This window comes from Anaerobacillus alkalidiazotrophicus, assembly GCF_001866055.1.
On the sequence record NZ_MLQS01000030.1, the window covers coordinates 655,907 to 680,493 of the forward strand.

Below are 24,587 nucleotides of genomic sequence, written 5' to 3' on the forward strand. Positions count from 1 at the left end.
CCCTCCTTAAGAAGGTTAAAAGTACCCATTATTCTTGAGTGCTTGTTTAACACCTTCTAAATATTGATAATGAAATTTTTGATCTGGTTCAAGATATGCCCCTTCAGCCCATTCATTCCAAGCATTGATAAATAAGAATTCGCTATTATAAAATTTCTTTGCATTTTGTATTTGAATAGTAAGGTAAGATGTAAATTTTTGAGGGGTTGAACCGTAAAATATTAATGCTTCTTTTCCTCTTCGTGCAGTATTGTCCCAATCAACAAATGCACCAGGGAATATTTTTTTCTTAGGTCTTATTGAAGTTCTTCTTAGTATACTTCTCCAAATTTTATCATAACTTAAAACACATAAACCCTTGTCTTTTCCAATATTTTTCAATCGAGGGTTAATATATCTTTTATGAGCGTTCGTATAATGTGGTTCAAATTCAATAGAAGCATCAAATCCATCTATATGTTTTAATGGATGAAACCCATTTAATGTTTCAACAAAGAAAATACCATTGAACCCGTTCTTTCTTGCTAATAATTGCCAGTATCTTAACATTTTCGAACATTGAGGGATACTTAAAGGCCGATATATAATAAATAAGGGTTTTCCATTAATTTTTATATATCTTCTATCTTTAAAAGCAGTTAATAAATAATTAAAATGCTCATCCCAGTCTTTTTTTTCCCCATAATCTTGTGGCATCAGTACATCGTTATTTGCCCCATTCCATCTTCTAGACCATGGTTCATTCGCCCATGAAAGACAAAATGGAAAATCAGGTTTCTTTGAGTATAAAACTTGTTCAAATGGTTTTTCTAATAATTTCTTACCTTTAAACCAATAATGATAATAACAAAATCCATATATACCATAAGTTTTTGCTAACTTAGCTTGCCACTCTCTTATTTGCGGATCAGTTAAATCATAATAGTTTTCTTGATATGGGATACGGGGTTGATAATGACCAGTAAACAATGGTTTTGCTTTATTTGTATTAGTCCACTCAGTAAATCCTTCACCCCACCACCTGTCATTTTCTGGTATGCGGTGAAATTGTGGTAAATAATAGGCAATCAATTTCATTAATAAAACACACCCTTAATCCAATATAAATTTTGAACCTGAATTATTCATACTTCGTAGTTAGTCATGAATGAAACCAAAAACAAATATTTTTTTAACCATTAAAAGAAAATATTGTGATTTAGCTACTTTAGACGTGATTTCAAAATAAATGCTAGAAAATAATCTGGAAGCCGACTGTTCCATACTGAGCATTGTAAGCCGGGGATTCTTGATTCCCGTAGGTATCTGAATGCGTAGAATCTAAATTGAAGATGACTGCCTTTGAATTTCTGAATAGATGGAACTTTGTCAATAAGTTCTTGATTGGCTCGATTTAATTGTTCTATTGATTCACTAACTAATTAACGAAAAAAGCTATTAAGTTGTTTCAGTAATCTTAGCTTTGAGAAATGATACAATTCATTATCTAATTGATTGTTTTCTTTAATCGATTCAATCGTTTTCTTTGGCAATTGGTGAATTTGTGGTTTGTTTTTTGTAATGTTTTGCTTTCTATAATCAATTGTTTGCCAATTAAAAAATTTTTTCATTAAATAAAGTGATTGATCGAACATTTCTGTTAGTCCAACAACAGAAAAATAATTTTCAATATGTTGTTTTGCCTGTTCTAAATGAGCGGTTGTTAGTTGATCTCCAAGATACCCAGAAATTAAACGAGTTTGCAAATTCATATGTTCGTTTTGGTTATGATACTCTTCTAGACTCATATTCATCACTTTTTCAAATTGATCGTGAGTACGAATACTTCGAATAAAGTAATATTCAGAAATAATTCGTTCTGCCGGTTCTCGTAACATCGTAATATAAGTAGATGGAGATGAGAAATAATGATGAACACCGAATGGAAAATGCCCTTGAATACAAGCAACATTTTTTTTTGTTAGTTGTTTAAGAATAGCATCTCTTTCTGGATCGGCTTTATAAACATGAAAGTTACTATTACGATCGATATTTTTTCCAATAATATATTTCAAAGTAGTTCCAGCAGTTTTGGGCATGTGCAAATGAATTAATATTTCTTTATTTTTCATTAAGCATCAATCCTCTATTTGGAATATTTATTCTAGTAAATTAAGAAATATTACTCTTTAATTAGTTTCAGGAAGTTTTGAGCGTATTGGGAAGGATGGAAATATATTTGAATATGTTTTTGAGCATTTGTTCGAATCATTTCTCGTAATTTTGCATCGTTAATAATTTGCTTTGCTTGGTTCACAGCGTCCGTTGTATTTTTAAAATACTTTCCAGTTTTATTATGAATAATAAAGCTTCGCACGCCATCCGAATCTGTTGATAGAACAGGACAACGACAGGCCATAGCCTCAAGGACGGCATAACCAAATCCTTCAGTAATTGAGGTGGAGCATAAAAATCCTTTGGAATCGCCAATCATTGAATAATAATTTGCCATTTGATCGTGACTTATGTTTGAGTAAGTGGTTAAATTGTTTTTTAATTGCAAATCGTTCACCATTTTATTATAACGATCTGTTTCTTCAGGTGTAGCGAGTGTAGGGTCATGAAACATCCAGATTTTTATGGAAGGATTATTTTTCATTAACTGGTGGCAAATTGTTAAAAAACCTTCCCAGTTTTTATTTTTTTCTAAGCGTCCTACCCAACCGATAATTGGTGAAGGTTGACGGGTTAAAGAGCGATAGCAGAAAGTATTGGTATCGATACAATTATGAAAATAATATTGCTTCAGTGTTGGATAGTGTTGTTGAAAATATTTTTTTAAATGTGATGTATTTGGGTATAATAGGCCATTTGCATACGGAGTAATATGACTTTTTATACTTTGCAAAATTTGGTTTACATACTTTTCCTCACCTAAACCTTGAACTTCGTAGATGATTTTTCCTTTATATCCAAAATCTCTAAGTTTTTTTAAAAATAAGTAATCTGATGAAACTACAACTAGCGTGTAATTTTCCTTTTTGATGATTTGTTGAATTTGATGATCATCGTTTGTAATAAATGTTGGAATATTTTTTATGTTGTGATTTCCTGCTCCATTTTTGAAGTAAAGTAAATGACAGGTAATTCCTTTTTTTTGCAACGCTAGACAGCGTTGGCGATTTAATGTTTCCATTCCGCCACTTGGCAAATAGTACACGAATAGTATTTTCATAAAAATCATCCTTCCTCCATGTTACTAATCAGCGTATGTTTAGAGGTTGTTAGTGGAGTGGGTTAATTTCCTTATTAATATTAAGTTTTTCATTCTAACGTATATGGCTATCGGAATATTGTTAAATAGGAGCGAAAAGAACAGATAAATGAGGTGTTTGAGTGGTAATTAATGAACGTGGACAGAAGAAAACCATTGTATTTTGTGCTCATAAAGGTGAGGATGATCATATTACAGGGGCTGAGAATTATTTGTTATTTCTAATGAAAGAAATGCAGAAGCACAATCATTGTATTCTTATTTCACCAATTCATAGTATGTTAACTTCAAAAGTGAAAAAGTTAGCGATCCAAGTTTTGATCACTCCTTATCCAATGTCTTGGCAGTTGTGGAAACCAGATGAAACGCTAACTAAACAACAAAAGCAGTTATTAAGTGATCCTTCACAAAAACAGCTAGTTAGTATTATCAAGCAGAAGAAGGCAGATTTAGTAATTGTCAATACATGTGTTAATCCAATACCTGCATTAGCTGCAAAGCAATTAGGAGTACCGGTTGTTTGGATTATAAGTGAAGTAATTACTAAAAACTTATTTACAAAGCAAGCTGTTTCCTTTATAAATCAGTATTCCAATTGGATCATAGGTGTTTCATATGCTGTACTTAAACCGTTTCATCAAGCTAATTTACATCAAAAGACATTCGTATTATATCCTACTGTTGAGCTAAAACAGCTTCAGTTACCTTTAATGAAAAGGAACAGAGAAATTTTTCGACATAAATTAAGGCTAAAAAATACGGATTTATTAGTAGGATGTATCGCTGCTTATTTTTCTCCAATTAAAGGATTTGACCATTTCATAAAAGTAGCAGTATCTTTATGTATAAAACATCATCATGTACATTTTTTACTTATTGGCAAACCAACTGATAAGGCTTTTTACAGAAAGTGTAAGAGGCTAATTGATCAATCAAGGAATAAACATAAATTTCATCTTTTACAATTCGAAACAAATATTTATTCTGTTTATCCAGCTGTAGATATAATCGTGATTCCAAGTTTAGTAGATGAAGGCTTTTCATTAGTCTGCCAAGAGAGTTTATTTTCAGCAAAGCCCGTTGTTGCTTATCAATCAGGCGGGTTAATTGAACAATTTCGAATAACGAATAATGAGCATTTCATAGTAGAAAAAGGAAATGTCCCTGTACTCGAAAATAAAGTTTCTCAGCTCATTACTAATCCTAATTTACGGCAAAAAGTAGGTGAGGAAAATCGCGTGGCTGCAATGAACAATTTTGGGGTTGACCATTTCCGGCAACAGTTACATTTTATTTTCAGAAAAGTGTTTAATAATTAACTATGTAGTTAGCAACAAAGCTATAAAAAAACCTGAAGGAAATCCTTCAGGTTTTTGCTCATTAACCCGTTGTCGTACCAGCAGCTGCAATCCCACTAAAGTTAGCAGCTCCAATTACAGCGGTTGTTAGACCAAGAATTCCTGTGGATTCAATTGTTGCTGTATATCGAATTTCTCCAGTTAAAGGTGCAGGTGGTTGATAGTCAACAGCACTAAAGCCCCATGTGTTGTCAATAACAGCTCCTAATAAAGCTGGTAAGTCAAAGGTTGTTGTAAAGATTTCATCACCATTTCGAAAAACTCTGATCGTTAATTCTTCAAGTAAAGCTAGGCCAGACACTTTTACATACCCATTTAAATTTACACGAATATCACCTACATTTTCTGGTAAAACTCCTGCAGTCTGTAACCCAATGTCACCAAATAATAAAGAAGCAGGAGCAACTGGAATTGGTGTAGTATCAGCATCATTATCACTGTGTTGAGATACTCGCATATCTAAAAATTGAATTGGCATTTATATCACCTCCTCATTGCTTGGTACTATACAATATGATTTTTCTAAATAGTTGCTAGGACTTTCTATTAAAAATCAACATTTAACCTCAAATAATAGATAGATGTACTAGTTGTTTACGACAAATGCTTGAAAATAATAAATGAGACTGATTGAATCAGTCTCATTTATTCAAAATTAAGGTTTTTATCTGCGGATAAAGGCCCTTTTTATAGTCTTTAGGTACATTTAGGGGATGGTCTAGGACCAATTTTGTATTCAAACATAAGTTATAAAGAGCAAAGCAAGATTAGGAATGTAAAGGGAGAAAATAATGAAAATTGTTACGATACTAGGAACCAGACCTGAAATTATTAGACTTAGTTTAATTATTAGATTACTCGATCAATTTGCTGACAAACATCTTGTTGTGCACACTGGTCAAAATTTTACCCCCTCGCTTAGTGATGTTTTCTTTACTGAACTAAAGATAAGAAAACCTGACTACATTTTAGCTCATCATCAGCAGTCACTAGGTGAACAGTTAGCAACAATGTTTAGTAAGCTAGAGAAAATTTTTGAAAAGGAACAACCAGATAAAGTGTTGGTATTGGGGGACACGAATAGTGGTTTAAGTGCAATCTTAGCTGAACGAATGGGGATACCGGTTGTGCACATGGAAGCAGGAAATCGCTGTTTTGACTTAGCTGTACCTGAAGAAACGAACCGTCGTTTGATCGATACTGTTTCGAGCTTCAATTTACCATATACCCGACAAAGTAAAGAAAATTTACTTCGTGAAGGGGTTGCCAGTAAACGAATATTTGTTTCAGGTAATCCAATCTTTGAAGTTTTAACGCATTATCAAGCTGAGATAACCAAAAGCGATATATTACCAAAGCTTAACTTAGACCGTTTCAATTATTTTTTAGTAACTGCCCATCGAGCTGAAAATGTCGATGTTCCCGAACATTTAACTGAAATTTTACAAGGATTAAATTTAGTTGCCGAACAGTTTAAAAAGAGAATCATTTGTAGTATTCATCCTCGTACGAAATCAAAAATTGAAAATAGTCGTAACGTCGTCATGCATCCTCTTGTTGAATTTCATGAACCTTTTGGCTTCTTTGACTTTGTGCAGTTAGAGAAGCATGCCTATTGTGTGTTAACAGATAGTGGAACTGTCCAGGAAGAATGCTGTATTTTTCATGTGCCAACTGTAACAATTCGGAATACAACTGAAAGACCGGAAACGATTGAATGTGGAAGTAATATGTTGTCTGGGTTAGATGCGAAAAAAATTTTAAATTCAGTTCTTGTTATGGTAAGTCAACCGAAAACTTGGGTTTGTCCAGATGGTTATCTTGACCCGAACGTTTCACATAAGGTAGTGAAGTTTTTACTTGGAGGTGGGAATAGTGTTCAATGATCAAACGATTTTAATAACTGGTGGTACAGGTTCATGGGGGTATGAGCTTGTACGACAATTAGTAACGAAAAAACCAAAAGAAATTCGCATTTTTTCTAGAAATGAATCTAGTCAAGTAGAAATGAAACAAAAGTTTGAAAATAATGAAAAACTATCCTTCATAATCGGGGATATAAGGGATTTTGAGGCATTAAATGAAGCGAGTATAGGAGTAGATTCCATTTTTCATTTAGCAGCCTTAAAACATGTGCCAGTTTGTGAGGATCAACCGTACGAGGCTCTAAAAACAAACGTACTAGGTACAAAAAATGTGATTGATGCGGCCTTAAAGCAAGCTGTTAAAAATGTTATTTATATTTCTACGGATAAAGCTGCAGATCCATCAAATTTTTATGGTTTGTCTAAAGCAATGGGCGAAAGATTAATTATCCATGCGAATCTTTTAAAATCAAAAACAAAATTTGTTTGTGTTCGTGGTGGGAATGTTTTAGGTACAAACGGTAGTGTTGTTCCTGTCTTCAAAAAACAAATTGCAGAAAAATCAAAAATAACAATAACAGATCATCAAATGACACGCTTCTTTTTAACGATTGAAGATGCGATTAGGTTACTTTTTAAAGCAACTTATGAAAGTAAAGGTGGCGAAATTTTCGTTATGAAAATGCCAACCTGTAAAATTATCGATCTAGCTCACGTATTAATCGAAGCATCGGGTAAAGAAGATGTAAAAATTGAAATGACTGGAATCCGACCAGGAGAAAAATTACATGAAGTGTTATTTACTGAATACGAGAGTCAGCATACTGTGTACTATGATGATGAATATTATGTCATTCTACCGACGATAGATATGAAAGGGTTAAATGAACATTACTCCCAATATAAGATTGTTGAACTATCCAATTATAACTCAAGTGAATCCTTGATGACAAAAGCAGAAATTAAAGAAATATTGCTGAGAGGAGGATTTATTTGATGAAACTGTTGATTATTGGTGGAAAAGGAATGGCTGGGCATATGTTAGTAAAATATTTCAAACAGAGAAAGAATTATGTAGTAGCTTATACATCTAGAAATCAGAAGGATCGAGATGGCTACTTTTTAGATGTTCGTGATTATAGTAGATTAGTAGATTTATTTGAAACATTTCAGCCAAATATTATCATTAATGCGGTTGGTTTACTAAACCAACAAGCAAGTCAAAACAAAATGACAACGATCCAAGTCAATAGCTTACTTCCTCATTTATTAGCAAATTTAGCTGAAAAATCTGGTGGGAAGTTTATTCATATTAGCACTGATTGTGTTTTTTCAGGGAAACGTGGTGATTATAAAGAAATGGATCTGCTCGATGGAATTTCAGATTATGCAAAATCAAAAGCTTTAGGTGAAGTAATTAGTAGTAACCATTTAACGATTAGAACTTCAATTATCGGACCGGAATTAAAAAATGATGGTATCGGCTTATTTCGTTGGTTTATGAAGCAACAAGGAGAAATTAAAGGCTACAAAAATGTGTTATGGAACGGTGTGACCACACTTGAGTTGGCTAAAGCAATTGAACAAATGATCGAGCAAAATATTACGGGTCTATACCAGTTAGGATCAGTAAACAAGATATCAAAATATGACTTGTTAACATTAATTCAGGAAGTCTTTGAGAAACGGGATGTTCAAATTATTCCAGATACAGAAATTATACTAGATCGAACGATCCAAAATACTAGAGCTGATTTCCAATACTCTCTCCCAAATTACCGTGAAATGTTGATGGAATTACGAGATTGGATGGAGACTAGAAAATGACTCCAACAAAATTATTAATCACCGGAGCAGGAGGATTTACTGGACAGCATGCATGTGATTATTTTGTTAGCAAAGGATATGAAGTCATTGGAGTTGTAAGAAGTAAGAATTTTATAAAGAAGCAAGTCAAACTAGAAATGTGTGATTTAACGAATAAAGAGGCTGTGCGAGCCCTTGTCTTAAAAGTAAAACCAGCTTATGTTCTTCATTTAGCAGGGCAAAATCACGTTGGTGAATCATGGGAAAATCCAATTAAATCTTTTGAAACAAATGTGATGTCAACGTTATATCTTATAGAAGCACTTCGTGAAATCAGTTCTGTCAGAAAAATTGTGATCGTCGGATCCGCCCTGCAATTGAATTCAATCGATGTATCCCCTCCTCACCCATATAGTTTTAGTAAAACGATCCAAGTTTTAATCGCGAAATCCTGGTCACATTTATATAAAATCCCAATTGTTATTGTCAAACCTACAAATTTAATTGGTCCTGGATTTTCGAATGGCGTTTGCTCAATTTTCGCTAAAAAAATTGTTCAAATTGAGAATAATAATACAGAAGATGCTAGTTTAGAAGTCAATAATCTCTTTGTGATGCGCGATTTTCTCGATGTAAGAGATGCACTTACGGCTTATGAGCTAATTATGAAACAAGGAGATTCTGGTCGTATTTATGAGGTCGCTTCTGGAAAAAGCCGTACGTTAGGAGAGTTAATCCATCAATTTCAATTATTAACAGAAATACAATTTGAGATAAAAGCAACGTTATTCCAAAAAGAACCTCCTGTTGAGATAAATACTAGAAGCATATCCGAATTAGGCTGGAAACCAAAGCATTCATTTGATAGCTCCATTAAAGAAATTCTTAATTTTTACCGCTACCACCATATTAATACGGAATAAAAGAGGTGAAAAGATTGCCTAAAGTGTCCATTATTATACCATTTTACAATTGTGCTTATATCGACCAAGCAGTTCAAAGCGCTTTAAATCAAACGTATAAAAACATTGAAGTTATCGTTGTTGACGATGGCTCAACTCAATATACACATAAGCTGCAACGTTATTTACGAAAAATTAAATATATAAAAAAGGAAAATGGTGGAACAGCAAGTGCACTTAACACAGGGATCCGGAACGCATCGGGAAAATATTTTGCTTGGCTTAGCTCAGATGACCTTTATTTGCCTCGTAAAATTGAAAAACAATTAAAATATATGATAAAAAACAATTTTGATGTTTCTTACACACCTGTTATTAAAATTAATAACAATAGTAAGCCTATTAGTAAGCCAATAGGGTATGAGTTACTGAATAAAGTTTCATTTTATCATACAATGCAACGTGGGTGCGTGATTAATGGTTGTACGGTCATGATGAAGATGAAAGTGTTTTCCGATATAGGTTTATTTAATGAAAAACTTTTGTATACACAAGACTATGACCTTTGGTTACGTGTTATGCAAAAGTATGATTTTCATTATTTGCCGGCCCCCCTTGTTTATTATCGGATTCATGAACAAATGGGGACGAAAAAATACGATCAAGCAATAAAAGAAGAGGTTCAATTTGTGCAACAAAAGCATATGGAAGCAATTAATCATTTAATTCAAAAAACAGGGAATTGAATATGAGTATTTTAACTTTAAAGAAAAGGAGAATTAATTAAATGAGCATTTTCTCAACCGGACCAATTGAAAACAATCCTGTAGGTGGGGCAAGGCCTAGCAGACAGGTCACCGTAAAAATAGATAATAAAAGTTCCGTTAATTTTTCTACTGTATCCATTCAGGGGTTTGCATTAGATGGCTCTAGAACTTTATACGTACTTGAACAGCTTTCAGTAGCTCCAAACCAAGTAGTTACGAAAACGTATTCTGCAAACTTTAATGCATTTGAGTTTGTCTTTATTACAGGAGGTGATGCAGAGGCTGACACTGATATATCCGTGTGGGGTAAAAACGCTGCAGGACAGTTGGTAACGGCTCACCGTCTTGTATCTTCTGAACTTTTGGGAGAAGGAGATGAAACATTTATTTGGGGAGAAGAAACGATCATATGGGCAGATTCTAGTGCACCAGGTCCGGGAGATGGCACACCTTTCGATCCGTTTAATTCCTTGCAGGCCGCCATTGACGCTGCAACCAATAATCCGTTAGCGACAACCTTTGGTATGAGAGCCCGCTTGATCATTCTTATTGCAGCAAATTCAGTGTTTAACGAGGATATTGTCATTCCACCTGCAAGACACGTACAACTACTAGGACTAGGTCCATGGGTACTCGGCAACGCAGATCTCGCTAATTTTGGATCATCCATTCCTAGAAATATTACGATTCAAACAAACCAAGCCGCAGAAAACGTCTATTTTACTCAGGGCCCAGCTTTTGTTGCGCGTCCTGTAACGGTTATTGGTACATTTAATAACGGGACATCCGTGAGTACTCATACCAATTATACAGATGGCGCTATAATTAGCGGGAATATCACCTTCCAAAATTTAGATCCGGTTGACCCCTTTTCAACAATTGAGTTTCAGCTTCTAAACGCAAATGTTGCAGGCAGCATTATCGGAGATCCCGTTAATCCGCATCAGGGTATTCTCAATACCTATATCTATAATAGTCGAATCAATATCATGAACAAACCTGGTCTGCGAATTCAACGTATGGTCGATAGCCGATCGGATGGAACAATCAACGTAGCTGGGTATTCACATATTACGAATTCGTTAATCAACGGCAATGTGACGGTAACTTCAGCATTGGCCGATGTACCTCCGACAGGTATTTTTAGCAGTCAGTTTGGTAATATAACGTGGACTGGGCCACTTAGGTTGGATACTGCATCGAATTTCTATTTCGTCAATAGTGGTTCAACTTTAGTCGGAGTCAAAACAATATTGTTTAGTATTGCATAATTGCACGAACCGCTCTAAATATAGTTACGATTGTGGATAGTCAAAAAAAGACTATACAGTACAGAGTTTTTGTGTTGATTAGTTTTTAGCCGTTTCCCTTCTTTATGTTATTTGGAAACATTTCTGAAAAAATTGGTAATGTAAACCAACTTACTTTTTTCCTTTTTACCCAATCGGGTATTTTATTGAGGACATAATCTAGTGATATAGAGGCAAAGGAGATGTTGTATATATGTCAAATTTTAGAAAACGGAATAAAGGCTGCTGTTCAGCTTATCCGGTTCACAAACCGGCACAGGAAAAATGCATATGTCCACCTGGACCAAGGGGACTTACCGGGCCAGCAGGACCAGCAGGAGCTACCGGACCACAAGGGACAGCAGGACCAACAGGAGCTACCGGACCAACAGGAGCTACCGGACCACAGGGAGCAGCAGGACCAGCAGGAGCTACCGGACCACAGGGGCCAGCAGGACCAGCAGGAGGAGTATTAGCCTTTGCAGATTTTTATGCATTGATGCCCGATGATAATGCAGCAACAGTTGCTCCCGGTACAGACGTAGATTTTCCACAAGATGGACCAACTAGTGCGACTGATATTACGCGTACTGGTCCCGATACATTTAACTTGTCTGAAATTGGAACTTATCAGGTCTTGTTTCAGGTGAGTGTGGACGAAGCGGGCCAACTGATTTTAACTCTCGATGGCGCTGACCTAGCCTATACGGTGGTCGGGCGAGCGACCGGTACTTCTCAAATAGTAGGAATGGCTCTTGTGACAACGACAAGCATGGATTCAATACTCACTGTACGAAATCCTGCTGGCAATGCCACAGCACTAACCATCACTCCTCTCGCTGGAGGAACAAGACCTGTTTCAGCACACCTAGTAATCACACGACTCCAATAGACTGGGAAACTAATACTATATTCTATACCAAACTATACAGTAGACTGGTTTGGTAGGTAGCTTTCGAGCCACTACCAACTCGTTACTCTCAGTATAAGAAATTACACCTTAGAATTTCCACCGGTTTGGGAGTGGAGTATGTTGGAAAGTCCATGAGTTATCGAAATACAATGATACGGCTGATTAGTCAGATGAAAGGTGAAAATACAGATGAAAGCTAGCCCAATTTCTTAATAATAACAAGACATTGGGCTTATTAATATTGATGTCTCCTTAAATGTTGTAATTCTTCAGTTATTAGTTTACGTCTTGTTCTGTTACTATGCCCTAATGAACTGAACTCACTGTACACCAGCTTGGAATTATTCACCAAAAACTGAAGAAATCATAAAATATTTAAAATACATTTATGTGGAGCAGACAGATAATGAATTTTACTGTAAAAAACGCTGACCGTTTGCCACCTTTTTTTATTAGTTCTATTCCAAATATGGTTAAAGAAATGGAAAGAAGTATAAATCCAGGAGAATCCCCAACATTTCGTAAAGGTCAGTTAGGGAATTGGAGAGAGGAGTTTGATCAAGAAATTAAACAGGCTTTTAAACATGTTGCAGGAGATATATTAATACAACTAGGTTATGAAAAGGATGATAAATGGTAAATGGATTGTGTGACATCTATCTATAGATAGGTGTCACTTTTTATCATAATGTAAGAATAGGAATCTTTACAAGTCTCTTGTTGAGAAACAGAAACCCGATATTATAGGCGTGTTGTAAGCAATGCTTTGATAAGTTAATAAGTTTAGGATTAACTTTGTTTAATCCTAAACTGTTTTTATAACTTCAAAAATAAACGAGTGAGTATTTTACAATATTTTGGTGTTTGTTCGGACAATAATGAAAAAAGAATAGAATATACTAGCTTTCAAATGAAAGGAGGTAGGAGTCATTAGCTAACGTAGTTTTAGATTATAAAGCAAGCGTTCCGAGTAATATGTTCGGTGGAACTACACCTGAGATAATTCCTCAAGTGCCGCCCCAGCTACAAGTAGCTGATTTAGGAATGTTCCTCTCAGAACTTACGCCACGGAAGCTGAAAATAATCGTGTGTATTTATCCGCAGATGTAGGGGTTAGAGTCGCACTAGGCTCTTTGTTTAATAATGCGCTAATATTTCGCATTTATCGAGATGGACAAGAAATATTTAATACTACAGCTGGTTTACAGGGTTCACCGCCCCCCTCTAGGTCCGATTTCATCAATTAACAGTTCCATTAAGCTTTCCTTTATAATTAATTAGGTAATCTTATCACTCTTTCAATTTGAACAGGAGTTCCAATTAGACTGACCGCTTCTATGGACCCAGCTACCTGTGACATGTTTGTTCTTAAAAAAATTTCAACCGAAAACTTAGTGTGATCTATTTTTCTGTACTAAGTACGGTTTCCTATGATGCCAGATCCCATCTATTGAGATGAATAAGAATTTTAATGTATTTGTCCAAGCAATTCTACTGGATTTTCATACTTTATAGTTAAGGAGGTGAATATTAAATGGCAAACGAAATTTTTGTACCGGCTGATTTTCCAACCATTTCTCAAGCAGTAACAGCGGCAAGTGAATTTGATACGATTCGGGTGGCTCCTGGCATATATAATGAAACAGTTATCGTGAATAAAACGATTCAATTACACGGTGCTCAATCTGGAGTTGATGCAAGGACAAGGATAGGCTCACCAGGATCCGAATCGATCATAATTGGTTCAGGTGTTTCAGGGGCCGTACAGTTAGTAAATGATAATGTTGTTGTCGATGGATTTACGATTGCAAACAATAGCGCCGGTCCAGGTATTGGTACAACTAACGGTTTTTCTGGATATTGGGTGTTTAATAATATAGTACAAAATAATACTTTCGGTCTGTATATAAATTCAAACGGATTAACAGAATCGCAAGTCAAACAAAATGTGTTTCATAATAATAATCAACCTGGAGGAGCTTCTGGAAGCGGTATTTATTCTGATGCAGGTGTCCAAAATCTATTTATTGAAAGTAATCTGTTCACAGGTTCCCATGCAACTGCCTCAATTGTTATGATAGGTACAATTCTAACAGCAGCTAATATTATTATGTCAAGAAACAAAATGATTATGGATAACTCGATTTTTCTTTTGGGTACAACGAATGTCAAAATCACTAATAATACCATGCTCAACACACAAGGGAATTCGATCTTCATCGCTGGGGGTACCGATCGAACCGAGATTGAAAGCAACATCCTGCATAACAGCAATCTCAACGGTATTAGAGTAGATGCCTTGTTTGGTACTGGTGCTAACACCAATATTCGTGCAAAACTAAACAGCATCCAAGGAAATGCGGTCGCAGGCCTAAACATTGAAGCTGGTTCTTATAATACCACTCCGCGAAGATTAGATGCTACGAATAACTGGTGGGGAAGTCCGAGTGGCCCATTCCCAATTGGAACAGGCGATGCCGTGATCGATCCTGATGGGGTAGCCGAAATCACACCATTTTTAACGGCAGATCCTTTGGCTCTTCCTAGTCAAGTTTTCTCAACAGGTCCAATTCAAAGGAATGGCTCGAATGCTCAAACCATTATCGTTGATATCCTTAACAATGATCCCCTAAATCCAGCCGTAATCGAAATTCTCGGTTTCTTTATGGGAACTTCAGGAGGTAAAACTCCCTATGTGCATGAGTTATTTAGCCTCGCTCCAAGTACGAAAATCCAAAAAACGTATTTTGTTTCTGGTTTTGAGGAATATGAGTTCCAATTCGGAATCACAGGCACTGACGATGTTCAAATATCAATTTGGCCAAGGGACGCCAGCGGAAACTTATTACCAACACAGCGAGTTTTGAGTTCTGAATTACAACAAATAAGCACGTTAACACCTTTATTACCTTGATGAAAAAAGATAATCAGTAGAGGAGCATTAAGCAGTTTCAGCTTGTAGACGCCAAATCTACAAGTTTTTTTAATGTTAAGAAAGAAGTCTGGGACATAAGTAGAAAATTTCTACTTTCGCTTCAAAATGAGAAATCAAAAACGTATGAAATTTTCATGCATGTTACTCATAAAAATAGGGTTTTGTTCCAGCTTATGAATTAAAGGCAAAAAAGTGATAAGTCCCTTATTGACACGGTTAAATTTAAAAAACATATAATATTTTGTTAAATTGTAGATGCTTAATTATTGATAAAGGAGTGATATTTTGTCCATCAACCTATGTGATATTCTTAGTGTAACTTGCTTTTTAACGAATGAAGACGGAGTTTCTTTAAATCCATTATTGCCAGGATCGATTGTCTGCCAGGAAATCTCCCAGTTGGACGGGCGAAAAAACGTCAATACTAGTTTGCCAAACGGAGACCCCATTACACTGCAAAAGGTGAAAATTCGTAAAGGAGGATTTATCGTTCTTAAAATAATCGGACCAGAAACTTTTTGCCTAAGTGATCCTATTCCATTTAATTTTATTGAAACTGTTATACTTTGTGCACCAGATGGAACGGAATTAAAATGCAATGTAACCGACTTTGAATGTGATGCAATTTTGAACTGCCAAGACGGATTAGTTACGTCTGTCGACTTATTTTTTGATATATGCCAAAGTATTGAAATGATCGGAGGCGTTGTGATCGCTATTGACGGAAGTTTTTGTAAACCGCGTCGAGAAGCAATTCCAGTCAGAAGCAAAATGACTCTTCCAATTGATTTTTCATCTATCTTCCCAGCTAATAGTAGGCAGGAAATAACAGAGGATAAAGAACAAGATGTAGAGGTTCAAGACGATTATTCCCTTCCAAGACTCTTTCATTCTCAGCAAGAATTAGCTTGTTTATCCGTTAAGGTATATGATTGGATTGTTCGTCAAAGCTCATTTCACTTGAATTTTAATATTAATGACCTAACAATAAAATGTGATGAACCGCCGTGTGATGCTCATTTATTTGTGCATGCGGCCTATGTATGTGAAGCGGATCTGCAAGGGCAAGTGGTTTGTGGAGACATACCAGTTGTGGGGGAGGATGTTTTTTATAGTGCAGAGCCAGACATCGTAACCTTCTCACCAGATCCATCCTTAACAGATGAAAATGGAGATTTTGAAACAATCGTTACAATTCCTGCTGGTACACCACCAACGCCCGTTACGATTACAGCGGTTACTAATGTTAGCGGTCTGCTTCTATCTACCTCACTCGAAACGATAGTTGAATGCCACGGGCCTTGCGTTATTGAATTATTTGTAGCGGACACGATTGATTGTGATGGATTTGTAGAAGGTAGAGTTATGTGTATGTGCGGCGGAAGGTTGATTGAGGGGGCTGTTGTAACATTAAGTAGTGATCCAGATGATATTATATCATTTGAGCATAATCCAATTATCACAGGTCATGACGGAAACTTCTTTTCAGGCATTACGGTCGATCCGGGAACACCACTACAAGTGGTAACGATAACTGTAACAACAGATGTTGAAGGACAAACAATTCCTAAGACTGTTGATGTAGACGTTGAGTGTCCTGACTCTATCTTGAAGACCAGACTTAAATTTCTGTTTAGGGAATACGTTCAGATGGGCATTTGTTTTAGTTAGTGTGGTGTCGGATATTCCAATTTGAGTTACCTTAAAGTAAGTCCTTCAATTATTTTTACGTAAATCATTCAAAGGAGATAAAGCTATTTTTACAGATTAGAAAGTGAAAAAAAGCTGAATGCATAGTCAATGAAGAGCAATTGCTCCTCACGCTGCGCGTCAAACGACAAAACGAGCAGCGGCTCCGCTCATTGCATATAAGAAAGCATATAATTTTTACCAAGAAATCTGTATAGCTACAGGCGCCATCGGTTCGACCGCTTCACTCCTTTTCGCCGATAGGCGGGCGCCTTACGCTTTTCTTACAGTATCAGAATTTAAAAATTTCTAACTTGGAAACTGTCTAGCGCGAGCAGCCTACGAGCTCTGTCACTTCAGTCAAGCAACTGACTTCAATTACCTCTTAAAATCCTTCGTTGATCAACTTCATGCAGCTTTGCTTCGAGGAAGCTTACTACGAAGCAGTACTAGAAGACGCTAAAAGCACGTAGAAAGCCAAGGAGCGGCTTCTGTCAAAGGCCGCCCCAGTGAAGCTACTACTTGGATTACTTCGAAGCGGCTTTGAGACGAGCAAACGAAGTGGCACAGGAGCAGCTGCTCGTGACCAAGGCGCTTGCGCTTTTCTTGTTATTATTTCACTCCCCTCATCAACACTTCAATCACTTCAGGTCGACTAAACTCCGGCGGTGGCATTTCTCCATTCTTCAGCATTTCTCTTACTTTTGTACCGGATAAAATTAGCCGATCTTTTTTTTCATGTGGACATGTTTTGGTAGAGGCCATAGTTTTGCATATTGTACAGTAAAAGCTGTGTTCGAAAAATAATGGGGTGATTCCGAGTTCATCACTAGTAAAGTGATCAAAAATACGTTGGGCATCGTATGTCCCATAATAATCGCCAACTCCGGCGTGGTCACGGCCAACAATGAAATGAGTACAGCCGTAATTTTTGCGGACAAGCGCATGAAAAATTGCTTCCTTTGGTCCTGCATAGCGCATTGCTGCAGGAAACACAGCTAAACAAACGTGTTCTTTAGGGTAGTAGTTATTTAGTAGAACTTCATAGCTTTTCATGCGAACATCAGCAGGAATATCATCGGCTTTCGTTTCCCCTACAAGGGGATTTAAAAATAAGCCATCAACAATTTCTAAAGCTGTTTTTTGAATGTATTCATGAGCTCGATGTACTGGGTTACGGGTTTGAAAGCCGACAATGGTTTTCCAGCCTTTTTGTTTAAAGATGTTTCTTGTTTCTAGTGGGTCAAATCTATATTGTTGAAATTTATGATGAATAGGACGGTTTACTAGTGTTATTGTTCCACCTATATATATATCGCCTCGCAAGAATAGTTTTTTTACACCTGGATGGGCTAAATCTTCTGTTTGGTAAACACGTTTTGCTTCTACAAGTTTGTTAGGTTTGTAGATTTCTTTTATTTCTATCATTCCATATACTTTCCCCTTGTAAGTTAGTCTTGCCTTCTCATCAAGCGCTAGTTTTTTTGCGGTTGTTTCATCTGTCGGCAAGGTAATTGGAATGCTCCATATAAAGCCATTAGGAAGCCTCATTTTGTCAATGACAGACTGATAATCTCTTTGCGATAGAAACCCTGTTAAAGGGCTATAAGCGCCTGTGGCGATTAATTGTAAGTCAGATAAAGCTATTTCATCTAATTCAATTTCTTTGTTAATGTGAGAATAATCATAATTTGGATTGATTCTATTAATGAGTGAACCGCCGTGGGGGGTACTTATCTGCAATGTCTTCACTCCTTGTCTTTCAAAAATTAATTTCTTTCGAGGTGTTTCTTAAGATAAGAAAGTAGTGTCGTTACGGATTCGTTTACAGAAAGCTTAGAAGTATCTAATGTCAGCTCAGGATTTGTAGGTTGTTCGTAGCGTTGACTGATTCCGGTAAATTGTTTTATGTGACCGGCCTTTGCTTTTTTATACAACCCTTTTGGGTCACGTTTTTCACAAACTTCTAATGGGCACTTTACATATACTTCAAAAAACTCATCATTTCCTAAAAGCTTCCTAGCTTCGTTTCGATCCTCTGAAAAGGGGGATATCACACTTACAAGTACGACGACACCGGCATTAACAAAAAGTTTGGCAACTTCAGCGATTCTTCGAATGTTTTCTTTTCTATCTTGATCAGTAAATCCAAGATTTTCGTTTAATCCGTGGCGGATATTATCACCGTCTAAACAAAAAGTTTGTACCCCTTGTTTGAATAACTCGACTTCCAGGACATTTGCGATTGTAGATTTGCCAGAGCCTGATAAACCAGTAAACCAAATCACAAAGCTTTTGTGGTTGTTAGCTTTTTGCCGATCTAGCTTTGTAACAGATTGCTTGTGCCACTTTATATTTTGATTGTTTTCCACTATTTTTCACCTTCCTTATTAACTAGATCAACCCCAACTCAAAATGGCAATTGTTACAGTAATGAGCATGCACAAGAGACTTAAGGGCAAACCGACCTTAACATAGTCAGTAAAACGATAGCCACCTGGCCCATATACGATTAAGTTTGTTTGGTATCCAATAGGTGTAATGAAACTGCAAGATGCTGAGATTGCAGTAATCATCGCAAATACCAGCGGATCAGCTCCAAGATCCAGTGCTAGTGAAAACCCTATTGGAAACATTAAAGTGGCTGCAGCAATGTTATTGATGATTTCAGTTAGGATTGTTGTTGTAAGGTAATAAAGTATGGCAATGCCAAATAAACCAACGATTGCGTGAGTTTGCGAAAAGAAAGTAGCGATTATCGAAGCTAAGCCCGCTTTTTCAAAGGCAGCTCCAATACCAATCGAAGAGCTCATTAAAATGAGTACATTCCAGTTGAGCGCTTTTTGGGCATCAGATACACTAACAGACTTCGTGACAAAAAGAATCATTACTCCGATAAGAGCTGCATGTAAGATTGAAAGTATTTGTAAGGAAGCTAATAAAATAACACCGATAAGAACACTGGTAATGATTTTTATTTTAAGGGGTTGGTACGGCTCTTGGTAATGAATGGGTGAGATTAAATAAAAGTCTTCTGATTTTGACCAAGTTTTAACAAAATCTTTTCCTGTTATTAACAAGAGTGTATCTCCTGGCTTGACAATAATGTTACCAATACTAGAAGTAATCTTTTTGTTTTTTCTCTGTACGGCCACAATAGCTGCGTTATATTTTGAGCGAAAATAACTTTCTTTTATTTTTTTATCAATAAGTGGAGAAGAGTCTGAAACAATAACTTCTATCAATATACTATCTTTAAGTTGATCTGTTACATTTCGATCTACATCTGAAAGTAACTTTAACCCTTTTGTTTTCGTTGTCGCAAGCATGCTAGAGGCATTCCCAGAAAAAATAAGTCTATCTCCAGTTTGAAGAACTTCACAGTTTGATGGGGGTGATATTTTTTTGTGATTGCGTTGAATTTGAACTAAAAATAGATCGTTAAGCTCTCTAAGCTTTGCTTTTTGAATGGTTTTACCGATTAATAATGAATGAGCTGGTACAAGACATTCAAATATATATTGTTTATTTAGCTGATCAATTGGCTCAGAAATTATACGGTTTGGGAGAAGGTGGTGACCAATAAAACTAATATAGATAATCCCTGCTATGGTAATAGGGATACCGAAAAAAATAAAATCAAACATAGAAAAACCGGATAACCCTTTTTGTTTTAGTAACCCGTCAATAACTAGGTTTGTACTCGTTCCAATAAGGGTGATGGTTCCGCCAAGTATAGCTGCATATGATAATGGAATCAGAAGTTTAGAAGGGGCAATGCATTGTTTTTTCGCCCAACTTCGAATTGTTGGTGTGAGCATTGTGACGATTGGTGTATTATTCATAAAAGCCGATATGATTGATACGGGAATCATCATTTTAATTAGGGTCGTTGAATTTTTTTTGTTATTTGATAACAGTATATGAGAGATAAAGGATAACACCCCACTATTATAGGCCGCTGAACCGATGATAAATAGTAACGCTACCGTATGCACCCCTGGATTAGAAAATCCGATTAAACCTTCTTCTATTGATAAAATTCCTGTAACCATCAATGCCGCTAGAGTAATAAATACGGTTACTTCCGGTGGAGACCACTCTTTTATTAATAGAACAAACATAATAAGTAATAGGATACTAGTTAGAAGTGGTTCGCTTGGCATGACCATTTAAAGTTCACTCTTTTCAACTTTAAAATATAGCTTTTTTCATCGATTACTACTTATGTATGATATTTATGACCAAGTGTCACCGTCTAATTGAAGATAGTATGCCTAATTTTATGCAATGGTTTAATTAATTTGCCATTTAAAGGAAAAAACTAAGGTTTTCCTCTATAGACAGAGAGAAACCTTAGTTTTAATTACTTTGAACAATAGATAGTAATTTTTCCAACCTTTTTTCAAAAGTATGTTCTCTTATTGCTTTTTTTCTAGCACCAGTAGCAATTGTATTTCGTAATAATGGTTGAGTAAGATAGTAGTCTATTTTTTCGTTGAAGTCTTCAGCGTTATGAAAAGAAATAATTTCTTCTCCTTCTACAAAATGATCAGTTAAATCAGCCTTATTATCGATAAGCTGAAAAGAGCCACTACAAGCTATCTCAAAGGTTCGATTATTAACACTTTTATTAATAATTAATTGTGAATTTTTATTTTCTTTTAGGTCATAAGGTCGATGAGTGTTAAGAATAATTTTAGATTGGTGATAATACGAAACAATCAATTTAGGTTTTAACCATGTATTTATGATAAATAAACGGCGATTATGTTTTCGGTGAGATAATTCTTGATCCCATTTAGCGCCAACAACTAGTATTGAATAAGTTGTACGTTCTAACAGTAGGTTAATAAGTTGCACTCGGTCAGGGTACGGGAAGCCGACAAGACAAAGATCATATTTCTTTTGAGGTTCAGTAAGAGGGGGGGAGTATATTTCTGGATTAACGCCAAGAGGTAAATAGTAACTATTCTTATGCCCATTTTTGTGATAAACCTCTAACGCAGCAGTATCAATTGTAAATACATAATCAAAGTTATCGATGAAAGTTAGCGTACGATCGATATAAAAAGGGTCTTCGGTAAGCCAAATAGCAGTTGGAATCGACTGCTTGTTTAAGAAGGTGATCATTTCCTGACGCATTTTCATTCCTACCATCGTTAAGACTAAGTTAGGGCGGTAAATTTGGAGCATTGTTTGTAATTTTTTCACACCTAAAAGAGCGTTAAAAGATTTTACCTCATGATTTAGCGAAGCCAACTCCTTCATAATGGTTTGATCAAAATATTCATAAATTCTTTTAAAACCTGATGGGATATATAATATTTTCATATCGTTCACCTCTTGAAATTGTGTAAAAGAAATTATGTACTGTTAAAAGTAAAAAGAGAGGGAGAGACTCCCTCTCTTAAACTTAATGGTTGGTTGGTGGGAAAATGTCAGGACATTGTGGTGGAACGTTTAATGGCGGGCATGCAATGTCTATTTCTTGTCGTGGATGACAAAACTCTCCGACAATTTCTAATTTAACTTTTGCCTCCATTTGCACGTTAGCGCAAAGAGTAATCGAAATATCTAGCTGTTGGAAGGTGCTATTAGCACACATAATGCTAGCATCACAATCATGCTCGGTAAAGTCACAAACGAGTTTTGTACCAGGAGGTGCACATAAGGTGAATTTTTCTACTCTTGTAAATTCAATTGGCCTAGAGATACATGACAAAGTTCCCTGTGCGTTACTAACTACTACAATCACAAACCCTTTAATTAATACTTTGACTCTCTGTAATGTGATCGTTTGCCCTGATGGTAACGTAACATTGACATCTTGGCGGTCACCAATTTCTTCACAAATAATCGTTCCATGTTTTAACGGATCGATTGGAGTTCCTTCAGCATCGGTAAAGAAACATGAGACGACGAGGTTATTATTGGTTCCGTTTAGAAAATCACAAGGGTCTGCCAGTAATCCTGTTACCCCGTTACACTCAAATTCGAGTGCCTCCAAGCCAGATATTCCAGTAAATTGAATCGGACCTATATCAACTTGCCTAGTCACCCAATCATAAATTTTGTCTACTCTAATGCAAAGTCTTTCTTGTGCACCACCAATTGGTTGAAAGTCCATAAAGTAGTCTCCTTTCCTAAAAGATACTACATCATATTCCAATTAGACAAAATGGCATAGATGAATGGACTGATGAATGCGTGGAAAATTAGTTATTGGACTAGACCCTTTGGGTACACAAGATAAGAAAGCTGGCTAAAAATTAATGACAATTTTATTTAATGAGGTTAACCCTGCTTGTAATTCTTGAAAATAAACAAAAGCTTCGATAATCACAGAATTTCCATCTTCAGGCTTAATACATCGTAAATCAAAATTGGAGAAATTTAAACTTTCATTAGGTAACAGTTGATTCTTCCCAACGGGTCTCAACCAATGCTCACCCGATTCTTTTACTTTTTCTTTCCAATTTTTATCTACATATGTCCACTCTTCGGAGAGTGTCGCGTCAATGACGAGATCACTTTTTTTTATGAAATTAATTTTTCCACCTAAAGTAGCAGCTTCTGACGGCTTAACCCGGATACAAATAATCGGGGTTGTTAATGGGTCAGGGCCATTATTTTTGATAATAAGGTGCCCTAAAATAAGCACTTCCCTCGTTTCTTCTGTTATGTCTGGAAGTATAACAGAATAATTAAATAACGATATGACCTGATTTTCTATGTTTGTATTACTCATGATGTGCCCTCCTTTTATAAAAAGCCTTATAAAATATATGCAAAAAGGGCACTATTTATATATGAAGTTTAAACGTTTGTACGCTACAATTATTGTAAGCTATCATAAAATATTAGCAAGAGATAAGAGGAGAGGGGTACTATATTCATTCTTTCTTTAGGAATAACATTAGGTATAGCTGCCACTTAACCTAATTATAAAATTGATGAAAAATGAGTTACCCCCTCTTTTCGCTCTCTAATTATCACAGCCTGGAAAAATATCAGGGCATTGTGGTGGAAAAGGTTTTGGTGGACATGTAAACGGTATTTCTGGACGTGGATGACAGAAATCCGCAGTAATTTCAAGCTTAACGGTTGCTTCCGTTTGAACGCTTTGACACATGTTAATCGAAACATCAATTTGAATAAACTCACCATTATTACAAATGATGTCGGCGTCACATTCAATTTCACTTATCTCACACTGCAGGATCGTTCCTGGTGGAGCGCATAAATAAAATTTTTCTGCAACTGCAAATGGCTGAGGTACTGAAGTTAACGATTTACCACGCGCATTAGAAAGACGAACTACAAAATAACCTTTTTTCAATACTTTAACTTTTTGAAGTCTAACTGTATCACCGTTAGGAAAATCGAAATTCACATTTTGGCGCCCACCAATTTGCGGGATTTCAGTACACAAAATAGAATTTCGAGCTAAAGGGTCAACAGGATTACCGTTTTCATCAGTAATAATACATTCAACAGTTAATGCGCCCCCGGCAGCTAATTCAACGCAAGGATTTAGAAAATCTTCAGGAGTAGGAGAAGGCCCCTCAAAGTCAAGAACAGTTAATCCGTTTTCACCTGAAAAACTTTGAACAGGTACATCAACTTGCCGAGTCACCCAGTCATAGACTTTCGGAACTTTAATACAAAGGGTTTCATGTAACCTTTTCATCTGTTCGTGTAACAACGTAATCACCCTTTCTTGTTGTAGATGATATCTGCTTTATAGTATGTAGTTCTCTTTTTTGTGTGCTAGTCTATTTTATTTTCTTCATAAAAGTTACATTTG

At 36.0% G+C, this 24,587-nt stretch carries 22 protein-coding genes and 1 pseudogene; 11 read left to right on the plus strand and 12 right to left on the minus strand.

Annotated features, from left to right (window positions below):
- Nucleotides 1–15 precede the first annotated feature (15 nt).
- The 4 genes and pseudogenes from BKP45_RS19020 to BKP45_RS19030 form a co-directional block, all read right to left on the minus strand.
- Nucleotides 16–1,077, minus strand: coding sequence for a glycosyltransferase WbsX family protein (locus BKP45_RS19020; RefSeq protein WP_071390757.1), 1,062 nt, complete (start codon nucleotides 1,075–1,077; stop codon nucleotides 16–18).
- Between the two features lie 169 nt (nucleotides 1,078–1,246).
- Nucleotides 1,247–1,412: pseudogene (locus BKP45_RS22255) on the minus strand (transposase); the annotation flags it as partial.
- Between the two features lie 9 nt (nucleotides 1,413–1,421).
- Complete coding sequence (locus BKP45_RS19025; RefSeq protein WP_071390758.1) at nucleotides 1,422–2,111, minus strand: sulfotransferase family 2 domain-containing protein; 690 nt, start codon at nucleotides 2,109–2,111, stop codon at nucleotides 1,422–1,424.
- A gap of 50 nt (nucleotides 2,112–2,161) precedes the next feature.
- Nucleotides 2,162–3,214: a glycosyltransferase family 4 protein gene (locus BKP45_RS19030; protein WP_071390779.1), complete on the minus strand. Its 1,053-nt coding sequence runs from the start codon at nucleotides 3,212–3,214 to the stop codon at nucleotides 2,162–2,164.
- Between the two features lie 161 nt (nucleotides 3,215–3,375).
- Here BKP45_RS19030 and BKP45_RS19035 point away from each other — a divergent pair, with 161 nt between their 5' ends.
- Complete coding sequence (locus BKP45_RS19035) at nucleotides 3,376–4,572, plus strand: glycosyltransferase family 4 protein (RefSeq protein ID WP_071390759.1); 1,197 nt, start codon at nucleotides 3,376–3,378, stop codon at nucleotides 4,570–4,572.
- Nucleotides 4,573–4,633: 61 nt separating this feature from the next.
- Here the strand turns inward: BKP45_RS19035 and BKP45_RS19040 are convergent, their stop codons facing one another.
- Entirely contained in the window at nucleotides 4,634–5,089 is a 456-nt protein-coding gene (locus BKP45_RS19040) for a hypothetical protein (protein ID WP_071390760.1), read from the minus strand.
- 313 nt (nucleotides 5,090–5,402) lie between these two features.
- Between BKP45_RS19040 and wecB the strand changes: the two genes are divergently transcribed.
- The 10 genes from wecB to BKP45_RS19090 all read left to right on the plus strand — a co-directional run bounded on the left by wecB (nucleotide 5,403) and on the right by BKP45_RS19090 (nucleotide 16,759).
- Entirely contained in the window at nucleotides 5,403–6,497 is a 1,095-nt protein-coding gene (gene wecB, locus BKP45_RS19045) for a non-hydrolyzing UDP-N-acetylglucosamine 2-epimerase (protein ID WP_071390761.1), read from the plus strand.
- Nucleotides 6,487–7,473, plus strand: a complete 987-nt coding sequence (locus BKP45_RS19050; RefSeq protein WP_071390762.1) for a polysaccharide biosynthesis protein — start codon at nucleotides 6,487–6,489, stop codon at nucleotides 7,471–7,473. Before wecB ends, BKP45_RS19050 begins: the two co-directional genes overlap by 11 nt.
- Nucleotides 7,473–8,303, plus strand: coding sequence for a dTDP-4-dehydrorhamnose reductase family protein (locus BKP45_RS19055; RefSeq protein ID WP_071390763.1), 831 nt, complete (start codon nucleotides 7,473–7,475; stop codon nucleotides 8,301–8,303). The genes BKP45_RS19050 and BKP45_RS19055 overlap by 1 nt, the downstream gene beginning before the upstream one ends.
- Nucleotides 8,300–9,205, plus strand: coding sequence for an NAD-dependent epimerase/dehydratase family protein (locus BKP45_RS19060; protein ID WP_071390764.1), 906 nt, complete (start codon nucleotides 8,300–8,302; stop codon nucleotides 9,203–9,205). Before BKP45_RS19055 ends, BKP45_RS19060 begins: the two co-directional genes overlap by 4 nt.
- 23 nt (nucleotides 9,206–9,228) lie before the next feature.
- Nucleotides 9,229–9,930, plus strand: coding sequence for a glycosyltransferase (locus BKP45_RS19065; RefSeq protein ID WP_245747553.1), 702 nt, complete (start codon nucleotides 9,229–9,231; stop codon nucleotides 9,928–9,930).
- Between the two features lie 41 nt (nucleotides 9,931–9,971).
- The gene (locus BKP45_RS22810; RefSeq protein ID WP_071390766.1) at nucleotides 9,972–11,222 is read left to right on the plus strand and encodes a hypothetical protein; all 1,251 of its coding nucleotides are present in this window, start codon (nucleotides 9,972–9,974) and stop codon (nucleotides 11,220–11,222) included.
- 232 nt (nucleotides 11,223–11,454) lie between these two features.
- Nucleotides 11,455–12,132, plus strand: a complete 678-nt coding sequence (locus BKP45_RS19075) for a collagen-like protein (protein WP_084788053.1) — start codon at nucleotides 11,455–11,457, stop codon at nucleotides 12,130–12,132.
- Nucleotides 12,133–12,559: 427 nt separating this feature from the next.
- Entirely contained in the window at nucleotides 12,560–12,793 is a 234-nt protein-coding gene (locus BKP45_RS19080; RefSeq protein WP_071390767.1) for a hypothetical protein, read from the plus strand.
- Between the two features lie 894 nt (nucleotides 12,794–13,687).
- Nucleotides 13,688–15,067 (plus strand): right-handed parallel beta-helix repeat-containing protein, encoded by a 1,380-nt coding sequence (locus tag BKP45_RS19085; protein ID WP_071390768.1) that lies wholly within the window; start codon nucleotides 13,688–13,690, stop codon nucleotides 15,065–15,067.
- Nucleotides 15,068–15,373: 306 nt separating this feature from the next.
- Nucleotides 15,374–16,759, plus strand: coding sequence for a BMQ_0737 family morphogenetic spore coat protein (locus BKP45_RS19090; protein WP_071390769.1), 1,386 nt, complete (start codon nucleotides 15,374–15,376; stop codon nucleotides 16,757–16,759).
- Nucleotides 16,760–17,389: 630 nt separating this feature from the next.
- Here the strand turns inward: BKP45_RS19090 and sat are convergent.
- The 7 genes from sat to BKP45_RS19125 all read right to left on the minus strand — a co-directional run bounded on the left by sat (nucleotide 17,390) and on the right by BKP45_RS19125 (nucleotide 24,485).
- Nucleotides 17,390–18,520, minus strand: coding sequence for a sulfate adenylyltransferase (gene sat / locus BKP45_RS19095; RefSeq protein ID WP_071390770.1), 1,131 nt, complete (start codon nucleotides 18,518–18,520; stop codon nucleotides 17,390–17,392).
- A 26-nt stretch (nucleotides 18,521–18,546) separates the two neighbouring features.
- On the minus strand, nucleotides 18,547–19,149 hold the full coding sequence (cysC, locus tag BKP45_RS19100) for an adenylyl-sulfate kinase (RefSeq protein WP_071390771.1): 603 nt from the start codon (nucleotides 19,147–19,149) through the stop codon (nucleotides 18,547–18,549).
- A 27-nt stretch (nucleotides 19,150–19,176) separates the two neighbouring features.
- Nucleotides 19,177–20,949 carry an SLC13 family permease gene (locus BKP45_RS19105; RefSeq protein WP_084788055.1) on the minus strand — a complete coding sequence of 591 codons (1,773 nt, stop codon included), beginning with the start codon at nucleotides 20,947–20,949 and terminating at the stop codon, nucleotides 19,177–19,179.
- A 190-nt stretch (nucleotides 20,950–21,139) separates the two neighbouring features.
- Nucleotides 21,140–22,111: a CgeB family protein gene (locus BKP45_RS19110; protein ID WP_071390772.1), complete on the minus strand. Its 972-nt coding sequence runs from the start codon at nucleotides 22,109–22,111 to the stop codon at nucleotides 21,140–21,142.
- A gap of 82 nt (nucleotides 22,112–22,193) precedes the next feature.
- A complete protein-coding gene (locus tag BKP45_RS19115) occupies nucleotides 22,194–22,907 on the minus strand; it encodes a BMQ_0737 family morphogenetic spore coat protein (RefSeq protein ID WP_071390773.1) in 714 nt (237 codons plus the stop codon).
- Nucleotides 22,908–23,042: 135 nt separating this feature from the next.
- Nucleotides 23,043–23,528 (minus strand): hypothetical protein, encoded by a 486-nt coding sequence (locus BKP45_RS19120; protein WP_071390774.1) that lies wholly within the window; start codon nucleotides 23,526–23,528, stop codon nucleotides 23,043–23,045.
- A gap of 237 nt (nucleotides 23,529–23,765) precedes the next feature.
- Nucleotides 23,766–24,485 carry a BMQ_0737 family morphogenetic spore coat protein gene (locus tag BKP45_RS19125; protein ID WP_084788057.1) on the minus strand — a complete coding sequence of 240 codons (720 nt, stop codon included), beginning with the start codon at nucleotides 24,483–24,485 and terminating at the stop codon, nucleotides 23,766–23,768.
- Nucleotides 24,486–24,587 lie beyond the last annotated feature (102 nt).